The sequence below is a fragment of the Pseudomonas sp. Root401 genome, from assembly GCF_001425105.1.
Classification (GTDB): Bacteria; Pseudomonadota; Gammaproteobacteria; order Pseudomonadales; family Pseudomonadaceae; genus Aquipseudomonas; species Aquipseudomonas brassicacearum.
Genome location: NZ_LMDO01000013.1, coordinates 1 through 15,024 on the forward strand (window position 1 = coordinate 1; position 15,024 = coordinate 15,024).

17 protein-coding genes are annotated in these 15,024 nt (G+C 58.4%); 9 read left to right on the top strand and 8 right to left on the bottom strand.

Annotation, left to right across the window (positions count from 1 at the left end; translation table 11 throughout):
* Positions 1-101: 101 nt before the first annotated feature.
* A complete protein-coding gene (gene tyrS, locus ASC85_RS12860) occupies positions 102-1,301 on the bottom strand; it encodes a tyrosine--tRNA ligase (RefSeq protein ID WP_057449592.1) in 1,200 nt (399 codons plus the stop codon).
* 212 nt (positions 1,302-1,513) lie between these two features.
* Here tyrS and ASC85_RS12865 point away from each other — a divergent pair, with 212 nt between their 5' ends.
* Both ASC85_RS12865 and ASC85_RS12870 read left to right on the top strand, forming a co-directional pair.
* Positions 1,514-2,932, top strand: a complete 1,419-nt coding sequence (locus ASC85_RS12865; protein WP_057449593.1) for a peptidoglycan DD-metalloendopeptidase family protein — start codon at positions 1,514-1,516, stop codon at positions 2,930-2,932.
* Between the two features lie 2 nt (positions 2,933-2,934).
* Entirely contained in the window at positions 2,935-4,026 is a 1,092-nt protein-coding gene (locus ASC85_RS12870; RefSeq protein ID WP_057449594.1) for an anhydro-N-acetylmuramic acid kinase, read from the top strand.
* 67 nt (positions 4,027-4,093) lie between these two features.
* Here ASC85_RS12870 and erpA read toward each other — a convergent pair whose 3' ends face one another.
* Together erpA and argC are read right to left on the bottom strand one after the other, a co-directional pair.
* Positions 4,094-4,444 carry an iron-sulfur cluster insertion protein ErpA gene (gene erpA / locus ASC85_RS12875; RefSeq protein WP_003177727.1) on the bottom strand — a complete coding sequence of 117 codons (351 nt, stop codon included), beginning with the start codon at positions 4,442-4,444 and terminating at the stop codon, positions 4,094-4,096.
* A gap of 148 nt (positions 4,445-4,592) precedes the next feature.
* Positions 4,593-5,627, bottom strand: a complete 1,035-nt coding sequence (gene argC, locus ASC85_RS12880; protein ID WP_057449595.1) for an N-acetyl-gamma-glutamyl-phosphate reductase — start codon at positions 5,625-5,627, stop codon at positions 4,593-4,595.
* A 135-nt stretch (positions 5,628-5,762) separates the two neighbouring features.
* Here argC and hemJ point away from each other — a divergent pair, with 135 nt between their 5' ends.
* The 6 genes from hemJ to coq7 all read left to right on the top strand — a co-directional run bounded on the left by hemJ (position 5,763) and on the right by coq7 (position 10,214).
* Positions 5,763-6,194, top strand: a complete 432-nt coding sequence (gene hemJ, locus ASC85_RS12885) for a protoporphyrinogen oxidase HemJ (protein ID WP_003206117.1) — start codon at positions 5,763-5,765, stop codon at positions 6,192-6,194.
* A gap of 36 nt (positions 6,195-6,230) precedes the next feature.
* Positions 6,231-7,199: an NAD(P)H-dependent flavin oxidoreductase gene (locus ASC85_RS12890; protein ID WP_057449596.1), complete on the top strand. Its 969-nt coding sequence runs from the start codon at positions 6,231-6,233 to the stop codon at positions 7,197-7,199.
* 51 nt (positions 7,200-7,250) lie between these two features.
* Positions 7,251-8,219 carry a DUF805 domain-containing protein gene (locus ASC85_RS12895; protein ID WP_057449597.1) on the top strand — a complete coding sequence of 323 codons (969 nt, stop codon included), beginning with the start codon at positions 7,251-7,253 and terminating at the stop codon, positions 8,217-8,219.
* Positions 8,220-8,281: 62 nt separating this feature from the next.
* Positions 8,282-9,070, top strand: a complete 789-nt coding sequence (locus ASC85_RS12900; protein ID WP_057449598.1) for an SDR family NAD(P)-dependent oxidoreductase — start codon at positions 8,282-8,284, stop codon at positions 9,068-9,070.
* 82 nt (positions 9,071-9,152) lie between these two features.
* Positions 9,153-9,491, top strand: a complete 339-nt coding sequence (locus tag ASC85_RS12905) for a histidine triad nucleotide-binding protein (protein ID WP_003206124.1) — start codon at positions 9,153-9,155, stop codon at positions 9,489-9,491.
* A gap of 75 nt (positions 9,492-9,566) precedes the next feature.
* Complete coding sequence (gene coq7, locus ASC85_RS12910; RefSeq protein WP_057449599.1) at positions 9,567-10,214, top strand: 2-polyprenyl-3-methyl-6-methoxy-1,4-benzoquinone monooxygenase; 648 nt, start codon at positions 9,567-9,569, stop codon at positions 10,212-10,214.
* Between the two features lie 113 nt (positions 10,215-10,327).
* Here coq7 and ASC85_RS12915 read toward each other — a convergent pair whose 3' ends face one another.
* The gene (locus ASC85_RS12915) at positions 10,328-10,750 is read right to left on the bottom strand and encodes an OsmC family protein (RefSeq protein ID WP_003206127.1); all 423 of its coding nucleotides are present in this window, start codon (positions 10,748-10,750) and stop codon (positions 10,328-10,330) included.
* A gap of 241 nt (positions 10,751-10,991) precedes the next feature.
* Here ASC85_RS12915 and crp point away from each other — a divergent pair, with 241 nt between their 5' ends.
* On the top strand, positions 10,992-11,636 hold the full coding sequence (gene crp, locus ASC85_RS12920) for a cAMP-activated global transcriptional regulator CRP (RefSeq protein ID WP_057449600.1): 645 nt from the start codon (positions 10,992-10,994) through the stop codon (positions 11,634-11,636).
* On the opposite strand, the gene ASC85_RS12925 is transcribed toward crp, so the two are convergent.
* From ASC85_RS12925 to ASC85_RS12940, 4 genes are read right to left on the bottom strand one after another with little or no spacing between them, the layout of a single operon-like run.
* The gene (locus ASC85_RS12925; protein ID WP_057449601.1) at positions 11,633-12,334 is read right to left on the bottom strand and encodes a lipoate--protein ligase family protein; all 702 of its coding nucleotides are present in this window, start codon (positions 12,332-12,334) and stop codon (positions 11,633-11,635) included. The two genes, crp and ASC85_RS12925, sit on opposite strands and share 4 nt — an antisense overlap.
* A gap of 3 nt (positions 12,335-12,337) precedes the next feature.
* On the bottom strand, positions 12,338-13,174 hold the full coding sequence (gene trpC / locus ASC85_RS12930) for an indole-3-glycerol phosphate synthase TrpC (RefSeq protein WP_057449602.1): 837 nt from the start codon (positions 13,172-13,174) through the stop codon (positions 12,338-12,340).
* The gene (trpD, locus tag ASC85_RS12935) at positions 13,171-14,220 is read right to left on the bottom strand and encodes an anthranilate phosphoribosyltransferase (RefSeq protein WP_003206134.1); all 1,050 of its coding nucleotides are present in this window, start codon (positions 14,218-14,220) and stop codon (positions 13,171-13,173) included. The genes trpC and trpD overlap by 4 nt, the downstream gene beginning before the upstream one ends.
* Before the next feature lie 9 nt (positions 14,221-14,229).
* Positions 14,230-14,823, bottom strand: a complete 594-nt coding sequence (locus ASC85_RS12940; protein ID WP_057449603.1) for an aminodeoxychorismate/anthranilate synthase component II — start codon at positions 14,821-14,823, stop codon at positions 14,230-14,232.
* Positions 14,824-15,024: the final 201 nt, after the last annotated feature.

The following is a 15,024-nucleotide window of genomic DNA, read 5'->3' on the forward strand; positions in this document are numbered from 1 at the left end:
ACTTAACTCATTGAATCTCAAGGAGTTTTCCGTTTCGACTGCGCCGGAAGTGGGGCGAATTATAGACTTCCAGAATCTGCCGTCAACACCTATTTTCAGCTTTATTCGGATTTCAGCGTAATACGCGCGAAAGCCTTCTTGCCAGCCTGGCATACATGAGTAGAACCCAGCTCATATATATAGGTGCGATCCACAACCTCACCATCTATACGCACACCACCCGAACCCAGGAGGTCTCGCGCCACCGCCGCGTTCTTGACCAGGCCTGCTTTATTAAGGACCGCCGCAATCGGCATATCCTCGACAGCAGTCAACTCGATCTCCGGCAGATCATCCGGCAGCTCGCCATCCTTCATACGATTACCCGCCGCACGATGAGCATTGGCCGCAGCCTCCTCACCATGGAAACGAGCAACAATCTCTTCGGCCAGCTTGATCTTGATGTCCCGCGGATTGGCCCCTGCCTCGACATCGGCACGGAACGCATTGATTTCATCCATGGACCGGAAGCTCAACAGCTCGAAGTAGCGCCACATCAGCACATCAGGAATGGAGACCAGCTTGCTGTACATGACGCCTGGCGCTTCCTGGATACCGACGTAGTTGCCCAGCGATTTGGACATCTTCTTCACGCCATCCAGACCTTCGAGCAATGGCATGGTCAGAATGCACTGCGCCTCCTGACCATAACCACGCTGCAACTCACGCCCCATCAACAGGTTGAACTTCTGGTCAGTACCGCCGAGCTCAACGTCCGCGCGCAACGCGACCGAGTCATAGCCCTGAACAAGCGGGTAGAGGAACTCATGAATGGCAATTGGCTGATTGGATTTATAGCGCTTGTCGAAATCATCGCGCTCGAGCATACGAGCCACGGTGTATTGAGACGTCAGACGAATGAAATCCGCGGGCCCCATCTGATCCATCCAAGTGGAGTTGAAAGCCACTTCGGTCTTGGCTGGATCAAGAATCTTGAAAACCTGAGTCTTGTAGGTCTCGGCGTTATCGAGAACCTGTTCACGAGTCAGCGGCGGGCGCGTAGCACTCTTGCCGCTTGGATCACCGATCATCCCGGTGAAGTCACCTATAAGGAAGATGACCTGATGCCCCAGCTCCTGGAACTGGCGCAGCTTATTAATGAGCACGGTATGACCCAGGTGCAGATCGGGCGCCGTCGGATCGAAACCAGCCTTGATACGCAGCGGTTGCCCGCGCTTGAGCTTTTCGATCAGCTCGGACTCGACCAACAGTTCTTCCGCACCACGTTTGATCAGCGCTAGCTGCTCTTCGACCGACTTCATAACAGACCCGCAAGGCTCAGATTTAAAGGGCCCCAACCATACAAGATCGCGCACCAAATACAAGGTTTGCCCGGCGCACGGACGCCAATCCACAGAACAGAGCGTCCGCGGGCTTGCTTCGCAGGGGTTTTGGTTATATTTTATACAGTTATTTCATCTTCATCATGTCATTCATCTTTTCCAATTCATCTTTTCAAAAGTCAAAATTACCTATGACCACAGAACCGTCTAAAGCGCCACCGCTTTACCCAAAGACCCACCTGCTTGCCGCAAGTGGCATCGCAGCCCTCCTTAGCCTGGCGCTCCTGGTGTTTCCCTCCAGCGATGTTGAAGCCAAAAAGACGACTCTGAGTCTTGAACTGGAAAGTCCTGCTGAACAACTGACACAAGAACAAGACGCCGCCGAAGCCGTTCAAGCCACAAATGAACCGGCCGCCTCTCCTTTTGCGCAGATTGAAAACAGCCCGCAAGACACCACCGAGGCAGCCGCTCAGGTAGAAGCGCCTGTTGCAGAAGAAAAGAAAGGACCGGACCATCGCGAAGTGATTGTTGCCAAGGGCGACACACTTTCCACCCTCTTCGAAAAGGTTGGTCTGCCCTCGACTTCGGTCCATGAAATCCTGGCCAGCGACAAGCAAGCCAAGCAGTTCACTCAACTGCAGCGCGGCCAGAAACTCGAATTCGAACTCAATCCAGACGGTCAGCTGACCAACCTGCACACCAAGCTGAGCGACCTGGAAAGCATCACCCTGACCAAAAACGACAAAGGTTATGTATTTAACCGCGTCACCGCCAAGCCTACCGTTCGCTCGGCCTACGTTCATGGCGTCATCAACAGCTCATTGTCCCAGTCGGCTGCTCGTGCCGGCCTTTCCCATAGCCTGACCATGGACATGGCCAGCGTATTTGGCTACGACATCGACTTCGCTCAGGACATTCGCCAGGGTGACGAATTCGACATCATCTATGAGCAAAAAGTGGTCAATGGCAAGAGCGTCGGCAACGGTCCGATCCTTTCCGCGCGCTTCACCAACCGCGGCAAGACGTACACCGCAGTGCGCTACACCAACAAGCAAGGCAACAGCAGCTACTACACCGCCGACGGCAACAGCATGCGCAAGGCCTTCATCCGTACACCGGTTGATTTCGCCCGTATCAGCTCGAAGTTCTCCGCCGGTCGCAAGCATCCAATCCTGAACAAGATCCGCGCCCATAAAGGTGTCGACTACGCCGCCCCCCGTGGCACGCCAATCAAGGCTGCCGGCGACGGCAAGGTATTGCTGGCCGGACGTCGCGGCGGTTACGGCAACACCGTGATCATCCAGCACGGCAATACCTACCGCACGCTGTACGGCCACATGCAAGGTTTCGCCAAGGGCGTGAAGACTGGCGGCAGCGTCAAGCAAGGCCAGGTGATCGGATACATCGGCACTACCGGCCTGTCCACTGGCCCGCACTTGCATTATGAATTCCAGGTCAATGGCGTCCACGTCGATCCACTAGGCCAGAAGCTGCCGATGGCCGATCCGATCGCCAAGGCCGAGCGCGCGCGCTTCCTGGCTCAAAGCCAACCCTTGATGGCTCGCATGGATCAAGAGAAAGCCACCATGCTGGCCTCGAGCAAGCGCTAAGCATGGCGCTCTATATCGGTGTGATGTCCGGGACCAGCCTGGATGGCTTGGATATCGCACTGATCGAACTGACCCCGGCGATCAAATTGATCGCCACGCACTACATTCCTATGCCCGCCGCCCTGCGCACCGAATTGCTCGGATTGTGCAGCAGTGGGCCCGATGAGATCGCCCGCTCCGCCATTGCCCAGCAAAGCTGGGTAAAGCTGGCTGCACAGGGTATCCATACCCTGCTCAACGAACAGAAACTCAAGCCTGAAGACATCACGGCGGTCGGCAGCCACGGCCAGACCATCCGCCATGAACCAGCCCGCGGGTTTACCGTACAGATTGGCAATCCGGCCTTGTTGAGTGAGTTGACCGGCATCGCCGTCGTCAGCGATTTCCGCAGCCGCGACGTCGCCGCCGGTGGACAAGGCGCCCCGCTGGTTCCGGCATTTCACGAAGCACTGTTCGAAGAACGAGTCGGCAATCGCGCCGTGCTGAATGTCGGCGGTTTCAGCAATCTCAGCCTGATAGAGCCGGCAAAACCCGTTGCAGGTTTCGACTGTGGCCCAGGCAACGTATTGCTTGATGCCTGGATACACCAACAACGAGGCGACCATTTCGATCGTGACGGTCAATGGGCTGCCAGCGGGAAAGTCGAGCCAGTCTTGCTCAAGGCACTGCTCAGCGATCCCTTCTTTGTCACCAAGGGTCCAAAAAGTACCGGGCGCGAAGTATTCAACCTGCCTTGGCTGACACAGCATTTATCGCAGTTGCCAGCCTTCGCCCCCGAAGACGTGCAAGCAACGTTGCTCGAACTGACGGCCCTGACCATCGTCGAATCACTCCAACATGCCCAGTCCAACACTCAGGAGTTGCTGGTCTGTGGCGGCGGCGCGCACAACCAGACGCTCATGCAGCGCCTGGCTGACTTGCTGCCGGATGCCAAAGTCAGCAGTACGGCGGCGTACGGCGTAGACCCGGATTGGGTTGAAGCCATGGCTTTCGCCTGGCTTGCCCATTGTTGCCTTGAAGGTATTCCAGGCAACCGCCCAAGTGTCACCGGCGCACGCGGGCTGCGCGTACTCGGCGCCATCTACCCGGCCTGAATCCAATAATTACGGACAAAAAAAAGCCGCAGGGGCCAAAGGCACTGCGGCTTTTTTATTGAAGCACTCAGATCGAGAACGAAGAACCGCACCCACAGGTCGTGGTCGCGTTTGGGTTCTTGATCACGAACCGCGAGCCTTCCAGGCCTTCCTGATAATCCACCTCTGCACCTGCCAGGTACTGGAAGCTCATTGGATCGACCACCAGGCTGACCCCCTCGCGCTCGACGATGGTGTCATCCTCGGCCACTTCTTCATCAAAAGTGAAACCGTACTGAAAACCGGAACAACCGCCGCCCGTTACAAACACGCGCAGCTTCAAACGATCATTGCCCTCTTCATCGACCAGGCTCTTCACCTTGTGCGCGGCACCGTGGGTGAATTGCAAAGCCGTGGGGGTGAAGGTTTCGACGCTCATGCTGAATATCTCCCGGCGCTTACGCCGCCATAATGCGTGATGGCGGGCATTATCCGCTTCTCCTAGAAAATCGGTCAACTATTTAGAGGCGCAGCGGCGACTACAAGCCTCAAGCTTGTAGCTGCCAACTTGAAACGAGTGACTGCCGTTACGGCAACATCCCTGCATGGGACAGCCCCAAGCGCTCATCCAGCCCGAACAGGATGTTCAGGTTCTGCACGGCCTGGCCGGACGCGCCCTTGACCAGGTTATCGATGACCGACAACACCACCACCAGATCACCGTCCTGCGGACGATGCACGGCGATCCGGCAAACGTTCGCACCGCGCACGCTGCGGGTTTCCGGATGACTGCCGGCTGGCATTACGTCGACGAACGGTTCGTTGGCGTAACGCTTTTCAAACAACGCCTGCAGGTCGACCGAACGATCGACGACGGTTGCATAAAGAGTGGAGTGGATCCCACGAATCATCGGCGTCAGGTGCGGCACGAAGGTCAGGCCGACCTCCTTGCCTGCGGCCCGGCGCAACCCCTGGCGAATTTCCGGCAGATGGCGATGCCCCTTGACCGCGTACGCCTTCATGCTTTCCGACGTTTCGGAATATAGCGAACCGACACTGGCTCCACGCCCGGCACCACTGACACCGGACTTGCAGTCGGCAATCAGACGCGAAGCATCGGCAAGACCGGCCTCGAGCAGCGGCAGGAACCCCAGCTGAGTTGCCGTCGGATAGCAACCCGGTACCGCGATCAGTCGGGCCTGCTTGATTTTTTCGCGATTGACTTCCGGCAAGCCGTAGACCGCCTCGTCGAGCAGATCCGGCGCGCCGTGGGGCTGGCCGTACCACTTGGCCCATTCATCGGCGTCCTGCAGTCGGAAGTCCGCCGACAGGTCGATGACCTTGGTCCCGGCGGCCAGCAGTTCACCCGCCAGGGCGTGGGCAACACCGTGGGGCGTGGCGAAGAACACCACATCGCAGGCGCCGAGGGTCTTGACGTCCGGAACGCTGAACGCCAGGCCGTCGTAATGGCCACGCAGGTTCGGGTACATGTCGGCGACGGCCAGGCCGGCCTCGGATCGGGAAGTGATGACCACCACCTCAGCTTGCGGATGCTGTGCCAACAGACGCAGCAGTTCGACACCGGTGTACCCCGTGCCGCCGACGATACCGACCTTGACCATAAACCTGCCCTCAACGAACCCACTGGAAAGCCGTCGATGATAGGGGCCGCAGGGCCCGGCGACAACCGCCAAGGTGACGTGCGGACGCTCTAACCTCTACTATCGGGCTACCGTGAATCCTGGGAATAACTAAAAATGCTCTATCTGTGGCTCAAAGCACTTCACATCGTCAGCATGGTCTGCTGGTTCGCCGGCCTGTTCTACCTCCCTCGCCTGTTTGTCTATCACGCCCAAAGCGAGGACAGCGTCAGCAAAGAACGCTTCAGCGTCATGGAGCGCAAGTTGTACCGCGGCATCATGGGCCCGGCGATGATTGCCACCCTGGTGTTCGGCATCTGGCTGCTCAGCCTCAACGCCGGCGCCTATTTCACTCAAGGTGGCTGGATGCACGCCAAGCTGACCCTGGTGGTGCTGCTGATCGGTTACCACCATATGTGCGGCGCCCAAGTGAAGCGCTTCGCCCGTGGCGAAAACACCCGCAGCCATGTCTTTTATCGCTGGTTCAATGAAGTGCCGGTTCTGATATTGCTGGCTATCGTAATTCTGGTCGTCGTCCGACCGTTCTAATCTCCAATGCAGCATCCATTATCCGGGGTACTTGCGATGTCGTTGCCCGCTCTGCTTGAACAACGCTTGCGCCTGCCCGTCGTGGCAGCGCCAATGTTCCTGATTTCCAATCCGCAACTGGTGCTGGCCTGCTGCCGCAACGGCATCGTCGGCAGTTTTCCGGCGTTGAACCAGCGCGAGAGCAGTGGCTTCAAGGCCTGGCTCGAGGAAATCGAAGCAGGCCTGGCGACCCTGGAGAATCCGGCACCCTACGCTGTGAATCTGATCGTCCATCACAGCAACCCGCGGCTTCAGGCCGACTTGGCCATCTGCATCGAACACAAGGTGCCGATCGTCATCACCAGCCTGGGCGCGGTGAAGGAGTTGGTGGATGCCGTCCATGCCTATGGCGGACTGGTGTTCCATGACGTGACGACCCGGCGTCATGCCGAGAAAGCCGCCGAAGCCGGTGTCGATGGCTTGATCGCCGTTGCCGCCGGTGCAGGCGGGCACGCCGGGACCTGGAGCCCGTTTTCATTGATTGCCGAGATCCGGCAGTTTTTCGACAAAACCGTGCTGCTTGCAGGATGCCTGAACCACGGCCATCAGATTTTGGCCGCACAATTGCTCGGCGCCGATCTGGCCTACTTCGGTACACGCTTTATCGCTACGAGCGAAAGCCACGCCCCTGACGCTTATAAAGAGATGTTGCTCACATCCAGAGCCGCAGACATCGTGCATACTCCCGCTGTATCCGGAGTGCCGGCCAGCTTCATGCGTCAGAGCCTGGAGAATGCCGGTTTCGATCTGGCCGCCCTGCAGAACAAGGGCGAGGTGGATTTTGGCTCGAAACTCAAACCGCTGAACGATGAAGCCAAGGCCTGGAAAACCGTATGGTCCGCTGGCCAGGGAGTGGGTGAAATCGATGATTTGCCCAGCGTCGATCAGTTGGTGGCACGCCTGGATGAAGAATACCGTCAGGCACATGCCCGGGCGGCGCAGCTTGGCGGGCAATGGCCCCGCTGAAGCAACCCCAAAACAACAGTTATTTAACTTTCAGAGACAAGGATGCCGGGCATGAGCGAAACCCGTTTCAACATCGTATTCGACGGAGGCCTGATGCCGGGCGTCGATACCACCACCGCCAAACTCAACCTCGCCGAACTGTTCAAAAGTGACATCAGCGCCATTGAACGGCTGTTCACCGGTCGCAAGATTGCCCTTAAAAGCAACCTGTCCCAAAGCGAAGCCCAGCAGTACCTGGAAGCGCTCAACAAAAGCGGAATCGACGCCCGAATCGAAGCCGAACCCGCCGCCCTCCAACTGAGCCTTGGCGAAGTACAGGAGTCGCCGCAACAGCCGGGTGGACGCCATCCAGAGCCGATCGTCGACCCCGTCTCGCCGTACGCGCCTCCCCGCGCCGAAGTGGGTGAAGCGCTCGCCGAGTACAGCACGCTAAAACCCTTCAGCTTCGAGGGACGTATCGGGCGTTTGCGCTACCTGGCCTGGACCATGGTGTTGACCCTGGCCATGCTGCCCTTGGTCGGCCTGGGCTTCTGGTTGGCCACGGCCTGGCTGCTGGCTTCCGACTCGATAGCTGCGCTGGTCGTCGGCGGCCTGCTCGGCGCAGCCGTTGTACTTGCCTTTGCTTTCGTGAGCATCCAGTTCAACGTCCAGCGCCTGCATGATCTCGGCTGGTCGGGGTGGTTGTGGCTGGTCAACCTCGTTCCATTCGTGGGCAGCATCTTCCCGTTCATCCTCATCATCGCCCCGGGCAATACCGGTGCAAACCAGTATGGTCCGCCGCCACCGCGCAATACCACCGCGGTCAAATTGCTGGCGTCGCTTTGGCTTGTGATGATCGTCCTGATTTTCCTGGCTACCTTTGCCGGCATCTTCGGAGCCCTCCAGGAGGACTACGACAGCAGCAGCCTGAGCAGCTATGAAAGCAGCGAGTCCAGCAACGAAACCACCGAAGAACCAGCCGTCGAGGCAGCCGAGCCCGCCTCGCCTTCTGTAGACTATGAAGAAGAAGAGGAACAATAAGCACGCTTCATGCCGGTGACAGCCCAGTCAACTGGCGGCGGGCTGTTGCGATGGAGAACTGCATGACCCGTTACGCACTGATCACTGGCGCTTCCAGCGGCATTGGCCTGGCCATGGCTGAAGCGCTGGCCCGGCGCGGCCGCAACCTGATACTGGTGGCTCGACAGCGTGATCGGCTGGAAAGTATTGCAATCGAACTGACTCAGCGGTTTGGCGTAGAGGTGTTGTTCCGGGCCTGCGACCTGGGAGAACCGCTGAGGCTTTCAGGCTTTCTCCTGGAACTGGAGGAAGGTGAGCGGCAGATAGACCTGTTGGTCAATTGCGCAGGCATCGGCACCAGCGGGCCGTTCCTGGGCCAGGACTGGATGACCGAGCAGGACCTGATCGAAGTCAACATCCTCGCCCTGACACGGCTTTGTCATGCTATCGGCAACAGCATGGCACTGCTTGGCGGCGGCCAGATCCTCAACGTCGCCTCGATTGCCGCGTTCCAGCCCGGCCCCTGGATGAGTACCTATTACGCCAGCAAGGCCTATGTGCTGCACTTCTCCGAAGCCCTGCGGGTTGAGCTGAAGAAATGCGCGATCAAGGTCTCGGTGCTTTGCCCTGGCCCGACCCGGACCGGCTTCTTTGCCAGAGCGCAGATGGACGAACAGAAGCTCATCGATAGCAAGTTGCTGATGAGCCCGGAAGAGGTGGCCCTGTACGCCGTGCGCGCGTTGGACCGCAACCGCGCCATCATCATTCCCGGACGCCGCAACCGCTGGCTGGCCGCGCTGCCGCGACTGGGGTCGCGATGGCTGGTCCGAACCATCGCCGGCATGATCAACAAGGCTTATTGCCCGCGCTGATCCCTTCAAGTTGAACAACCAGGCACCTCAACTGCAGCCTTCAAGACACCCGACCTCGACGAACCCAACGGAGAAAACAGCTGTGGATACTCTGTTTACCAAGATCATCAACCGGGAAATCCCGGCGAAGATCATTTACGAGGATGACCAGGTATTGGCCTTCCACGACATCGCCCCACAGGCGCCTGTACATTTTTTGGTCATACCGAAGAAACCGATCCGCACCCTCAATGACCTGGCCGAAGAAGACAAAGGCCTGGCTGGACACATTTTGTTCACTGCTCAGCGCCTGGCGCTTGAATTGGGCTGTGAAGAAGGTTTTCGCGTGGTGATGAATTGCAATGAACTGGGTGGGCAAACGGTCTATCACATTCATATGCATGTGCTGGGGCAGCGCCAGATGAACTGGCCGCCGGGCTGATACCCCTGACCCAACGCAAATCTTCGGCGGTCGATTGGGTTAAACTGGCCGCTGTGATTTTTCCCGGAGGTAAGCATGACTACCCAACGTCACTACTCGCCGATTGACCGTCTGTTGCTGCAAGCTGATACCGCGATGCGCACGCTGCTGCCCTTCAGTGGCCAGCCGTACCGCCCATCACCGGCTATCGTGCAACCAGACGCGCAACTGAGTGACGAGCAAACCCGCCACGTCGCCGGACTGATGCGTATCAACCACACCGGTGAAGTCTGTGCCCAGGCGCTGTATCAGGGCCAGGCGCTGACAGCGAAGCTACCTAAAGTGCGTGAGGCAATGGAGCATGCCGCCGAGGAAGAAATCGACCATCTGGTCTGGTGTGAACAACGGATTCGTCAGCTGGGCAGCCATACCAGCGTCCTGAACCCGCTGTTCTATGGGATGTCATTCGGAATAGGCGCCGTTGCCGGGCTGATCAGCGACAAAGTCAGCCTCGGTTTCGTTGCGGCGACCGAGCATCAAGTGTGCAAGCATTTGAATGAACACCTCGAACAACTGCCAGCCGAGGATGAAAAATCCCGGGCAATCCTCGAGCAGATGCGCGTGGATGAGGAACACCATGCCGAGAGTGCGCTTGAGGCCGGTGGCTTCCGTTTTCCGGCCCCGGTCAAATTCGGCATGAGCCTGCTGGCCAAGGTCATGACCAAGAGTACTTATCGGATTTGACGGCAATTGGGGACTGACTAGCTCATTCCCACGGAAATTAAAAAGGCGACGTCCCCAAGGGAAGTCGCCTTTTTTCTGTTCGAAAACTTCAATACGGCCAGTCGGCTATCGACTCAACCCAACTCGATGATTTCATAATCGTGGGTGATTTCGACCCCGGCGGCGCCAAGCATGATCGAAGCCGAGCAGTATTTCTCGGCGGACAGCTCAATGGCGCGCTTGACCTGGGCTTCCTTCAGGGCTCGTCCCTTCACCACGAAGTGCATGTGGATCTTGGTAAACACTTTGGGATCTTCAGTGGCGCGTTCTGCCTCCAGGAAAGCTTCGCAGCTTTCGACGGCCTGGCGGGACTTTTTAAGAATGCTGACCACGTCAAAATTGCTGCAACCGCCCACGCCCAGCAGAAGCATTTCCATCGGCCGAACACCCAGGTTCCGCCCACCGGCCTCTGGCGGGCCATCCATGACGACCACATGACCACTGCCTGACTCACCGAGGAACATGGCTTCGCCAGCCCATTGGATGCGTGCCTTCATCGCCAAGACTCCACTGTTAAAAAAGGGTCGCCAGCTTAGCACAGCGCTCCGGCATGACTGCTCTGCGTCTTAGGAGACCTGACCTACCAGCATGTAGATAAATTCTCAAATCAATTGAGGACGCCTCTGTTAAGCTGGCCATACGCCAACTCGCTGGCGCATGGCCAGCTTTTAGCGATAGCCATTCGCGTCTATAAAAAAAACCAAACCATCACACTGCGCAGTCTTTCGGGATACAACCATGGTTGCCATTACTCCCACGTTCAAGATCAAGAATCTCGACAAACTCTTGATGCATTGCCAGCGCCGCCGTTATCCAGCCAAACACAACATCATTTGTGCCGGAGATCGTTCCGAGACGCTGTTTTTCATCATGAAGGGTTCGGTCACTATCCTGATAGAGGATGACGACGGCCGGGAAATGATCATCGCCTACCTCAATTCAGGAGATTTTTTCGGCGAGCTGGGGTTGTTCGAACAGGCAGGCAAGGAACAGGAACGCAGTGCCTGGGTACGGACCAAGATTGAATGTGAAGTTGCGGAAATCAGCTACGCCAAATTCCGAGAACTGTCCCTGCAAGACCCGGACATTCTTTACGTCCTCAGCGGACAAATCGCACAACGCCTGCGCAATACCACCCGCAAGGTCGGCGATCTCGCATTTTTTGACGTCACCGGACGTGTCGCACGTTGCCTGCTGGAACTGTGCAAGCAGCCCGATGCCATGACCCACCCGGACGGCATGCAGATCAAGGTGACCCGCCAAGAGATTGGGCGGATTGTCGGTTGTTCGCGTGAAATGGTCGGTCGCGTTCTCAAGGATCTGGAAGAGCGCAACCTGGTCAACGTCAAAGGTAAGACCATGGTGGTGTTCGGAACGCGTTAAGCGCCCAGAAGATTGGTCAACAGCTCCCGGTACAAAGCGTCGAGCCGCTCCAGCGCGTGAGGCGCCGGGAATTTTTCATGCAGGGCAATATGGCTCTCGGCCCGCACTCGCTGCTCCAGGCCGCAAGCCTCATTGAAACGATTGACTGCCGCGACCATGGACCCGCGCTCGTTCTCCAGCAAAAGCGCGCCATGAACCAGCCCCACCGGACGTTGACCACCCTTGCTCTGGCGCCAGCGCTGAGCGGTGCCCACCATTTTCCGGCCGTCGAGGTTGACGTTGAAGCGCCCGTCACAAAAAGCCCCCTCCACCTCTCCCAGCGAAGCCACACCGCCCAGCTCGTCCAACAGCTGACAGATGGGATCGCACAACCGGCGATACCCGGTTTCGATACGTCCGTGGTCACCTTCACTGCGCGGTGGTGCGTAGACCAGGGCGATATTGACCGTAGCGGCCGACTGCGGCACCGGTTCGCCACCCGTTTCACGCAACAAGACAGGCCAGCCATGAGCGGCCGATACTTCACAGGCGTGTTCAAACCCCGGCAGGCGGCTCAAGCGACGCGGCATCACTAGCGCACAATCGTTGGGCTGCCAGAACAGCAGGCCGAACTCGGCGTCGCCCGCGCAGATGCTGGCCAACAGATCCTGTTCGGCTTGCAGGCCAGCTTCGACGGCGTGGGAAATCACAGGCGACATGGATCAGTCCAGCGTCGAGCCGCTCACCGGCAGGCCTCGTTCAGGAAAGAACAGTCGCTGCAATTCCATACCCGGATTCTCGGCGCGCATGAACGCTTCGCCCACCAGGAACGAATACACATCGCTGACTTCCATCAGCTCGACATCGGCCCGGTTGAGGATGCCGCTTTCGGTGATGACCAGGCGATCGCGCGGAATGCGCGGCAACAGGTCCAGGGTGGTTTCCAGGCTCACTTCGAAAGTGTGCAGATTGCGATTGTTCACGCCGACCAGTTTGGTATCGAGGGTTTTCAGGGCTCGCTCCAACTCGTCACCGTCGTGGACTTCCACCAGGACATCCAGCCCGACGCTTTTGGCAACGGCCGCCAGCTCGGCCATTTTCACGTCGTCCAAGGCGGAAACGATCAACAGCACGCAGTCGGCGCCCAGCGCACGCGCCTCGACGATCTGGTACGGGTCAATCATGAAATCCTTGCGGATCACCGGCAACTTGCACGCCGCCCGCGCCTGTTTCAGGTAGTCGTCGGCCCCTTGAAAAAAGTCGACGTCGGTCAGCACCGAGAGGCAGGTCGCACCGCCCTTCTCGTAGCTTCGCGCGATCTCGTCCGGGACGAAGTGCTCACGAATCACGCCCTTGCTGGGGGATGCCTTCTTGATTTCAGCAATCACCGCCGGCTGTTTTTTCTTGGCCTGATCGATCAAAGCCTGGGCGAAGCCGCGCGGCGCATCCGCTGAACGCGCCAGGCTTTCCAGCTCGGCCAGACTGACCCGAGCGCTGCGCTCGGCCACTTCCTGGGCCTTGCGAGCCAGAATTTTTTCCAGAACCGTTGGCACGCTCATCCTTCGTTCTCCACTTTGAATACGGCGGTAAATGCACCCAGCTCTTCGAGCTTTTCCCTGGCCAGGCCAGTGTGCAGTGCATCATGGGCCAGTTCCACACCTTGCTTGAGGCTGCTGGCGTGGTCAGCGGCATACAACGCGGCACCGGCATTGAGCACGATCATCTCAGCGGCTTTCTGGCCATTCTCGGTCTTGCGGCGACCCAGCGCATCACGAATCAGCTCCAGCGATTGGGCCGGGCTGTCGACCGCCAACCCGTGCAGGCTCTGGCTCTTCATGCCGAGGTCTTCAGGTTCGACCCAATACTCGCTGATCTGATCATTTTTCAGTTCGGCCACGAATGTAGGCGCCGCCAGGCTGAACTCATCCAGCCCATCCTTCGAATGGACCACCAGCACGTGCTTGCTGCCCAGGCGTTGCAAGACTTCAGCCAATGGCCGGCACAACGCCTGGCTGAATACACCGACTACCTGATGTTTCACGCCGGCCGGATTCGTAAGCGGGCCGAGCATGTTGAACAGCGTACGCAGCCCCAGCTCGCGGCGCGGCGCGGCGGCGTGTTTCATGGCGCTATGGTGGGTCTGGGCAAACATGAAACCGATGCCGACGTTGTCGATGCAGCGTGCCACCTGGATCGGCGTCAGGTTCAGGTAAATACCGGCCGCCTCCAGCAGATCGGCACTGCCGCTCTTGCCGGAAACTGCCCGATTGCCGTGTTTGGCAACAGTGCAACCGGCCGCCGCAACGACAAACGACGAGGCCGTGGAAACGTTAAAGATATTGGCGCCGTCACCGCCGGTACCGACCACATCCACCACACCGTCCAGCGTCTTGAGTTCGACCTTGTCCGCCAGCTCACGCATCGCCGAAACCGCACCCACGATTTCATCGATGCTCTCACTCTTCATGCGCATGGCCATCATGAACGCGCCGATCTGCGCATCCGAGCATTGGCCGGTCATGATTTCGCGCATCACGTCGCGCATCTCGTCGGTGCTCAGGTCGAGATGGCCGACGATACGGCTCAGGGCTGTCTTGATATCCATGAAAAGTCCTTAGCGCGTGCCGCCGGTTTGTTTGAGAAAGTTGGCGAACAGTTCGTGGCCCTGTTCGGTGAGAATAGACTCGGGATGGAATTGCACACCCTCGATATTCAGCGTCTTGTGGCGCAGCCCCATGATTTCATCGACCGAGCCATCTTCAAGCTGGGTCCAGGCCGTCAACTCCAGGCAGTCGGGCAGAGTTTCGCGCTTGACCACCAGGGAATGGTAGCGGGTCACGGTGAGCGGATGATTCAGCCCCTCGAACACGCCCTTGTCCTCGTGGAATACCGGGCTAGTCTTACCGTGCATGACTTGTCGGGCACGCACCACGTCGCCGCCGAACGCTTGGCCGATCGACTGATGTCCCAGGCAAACACCGAGGATCGGCAGCTTGCCGGCGAAATACTTGATCGCGTCGATGGAAATGCCCGCTTCGGTCGGCGTGCACGGGCCGGGTGAAACCACGATGCGCTCAGGCTTGAGGGCTTCGATTTCGGCGATGGTCAATTCGTCGTTGCGCACGACCTTGACCTCGGAGCCCAGCTCGCCGAGGTACTGCACAACGTTGTAGGTAAAAGAGTCGTAGTTATCGATCATCAGCAACATGGCGTAAGCAACCTATTGAATTCACTGACTTTAAATACAGCCTTCAGAGAGTGACCCGCACGCTGCTGCGCTTGGCGAGGCAAGTGATGCCCCTGCGAAGCGGCTCTACAAGCGGGTGAAGAAGGCAAATCGGTACAGGTCCGGCGAGGCCGGCGGAGAATGTTCAGGCGCGCCAACGCCAGCGGGCGTGTGCCTTGATCA

What these genes read in the sequence shown, in the direction of transcription:
- tyrS (WP_057449592.1), bottom strand. Translation starts at nt 1,301, where the DNA reads ATGAAGTCGGTCGAAGAGCAGCTAGCGCTGATCAAACGTGGTGCGGAA.
- ASC85_RS12940 (WP_057449603.1), bottom strand. Translation starts at nt 14,823, where the DNA reads ATGTTGCTGATGATCGATAACTACGACTCTTTTACCTACAACGTTGTG.
- argC (WP_057449595.1), bottom strand. Translation starts at nt 5,627, where the DNA reads ATGGTCAAGGTCGGTATCGTCGGCGGCACGGGGTACACCGGTGTCGAA.
- ASC85_RS12870 (WP_057449594.1), top strand. Translation starts at nt 2,935, where the DNA reads ATGGCGCTCTATATCGGTGTGATGTCCGGGACCAGCCTGGATGGCTTG.
- ASC85_RS12895 (WP_057449597.1), top strand. Translation starts at nt 7,251, where the DNA reads ATGAGCGAAACCCGTTTCAACATCGTATTCGACGGAGGCCTGATGCCG.
- ASC85_RS12865 (WP_057449593.1), top strand. Translation starts at nt 1,514, where the DNA reads ATGACCACAGAACCGTCTAAAGCGCCACCGCTTTACCCAAAGACCCAC.
- ASC85_RS12925 (WP_057449601.1), bottom strand. Translation starts at nt 12,334, where the DNA reads ATGTCGCCTGTGATTTCCCACGCCGTCGAAGCTGGCCTGCAAGCCGAA.
- hemJ (WP_003206117.1), top strand. Translation starts at nt 5,763, where the DNA reads ATGCTCTATCTGTGGCTCAAAGCACTTCACATCGTCAGCATGGTCTGC.
- ASC85_RS12900 (WP_057449598.1), top strand. Translation starts at nt 8,282, where the DNA reads ATGACCCGTTACGCACTGATCACTGGCGCTTCCAGCGGCATTGGCCTG.
- coq7 (WP_057449599.1), top strand. Translation starts at nt 9,567, where the DNA reads ATGACTACCCAACGTCACTACTCGCCGATTGACCGTCTGTTGCTGCAA.
- ASC85_RS12890 (WP_057449596.1), top strand. Translation starts at nt 6,231, where the DNA reads ATGTCGTTGCCCGCTCTGCTTGAACAACGCTTGCGCCTGCCCGTCGTG.
- trpC (WP_057449602.1), bottom strand. Translation starts at nt 13,174, where the DNA reads ATGAGCGTGCCAACGGTTCTGGAAAAAATTCTGGCTCGCAAGGCCCAG.
- ASC85_RS12915 (WP_003206127.1), bottom strand. Translation starts at nt 10,750, where the DNA reads ATGAAGGCACGCATCCAATGGGCTGGCGAAGCCATGTTCCTCGGTGAG.
- crp (WP_057449600.1), top strand. Translation starts at nt 10,992, where the DNA reads ATGGTTGCCATTACTCCCACGTTCAAGATCAAGAATCTCGACAAACTC.
- erpA (WP_003177727.1), bottom strand. Translation starts at nt 4,444, where the DNA reads ATGAGCGTCGAAACCTTCACCCCCACGGCTTTGCAATTCACCCACGGT.
- trpD (WP_003206134.1), bottom strand. Translation starts at nt 14,220, where the DNA reads ATGGATATCAAGACAGCCCTGAGCCGTATCGTCGGCCATCTCGACCTG.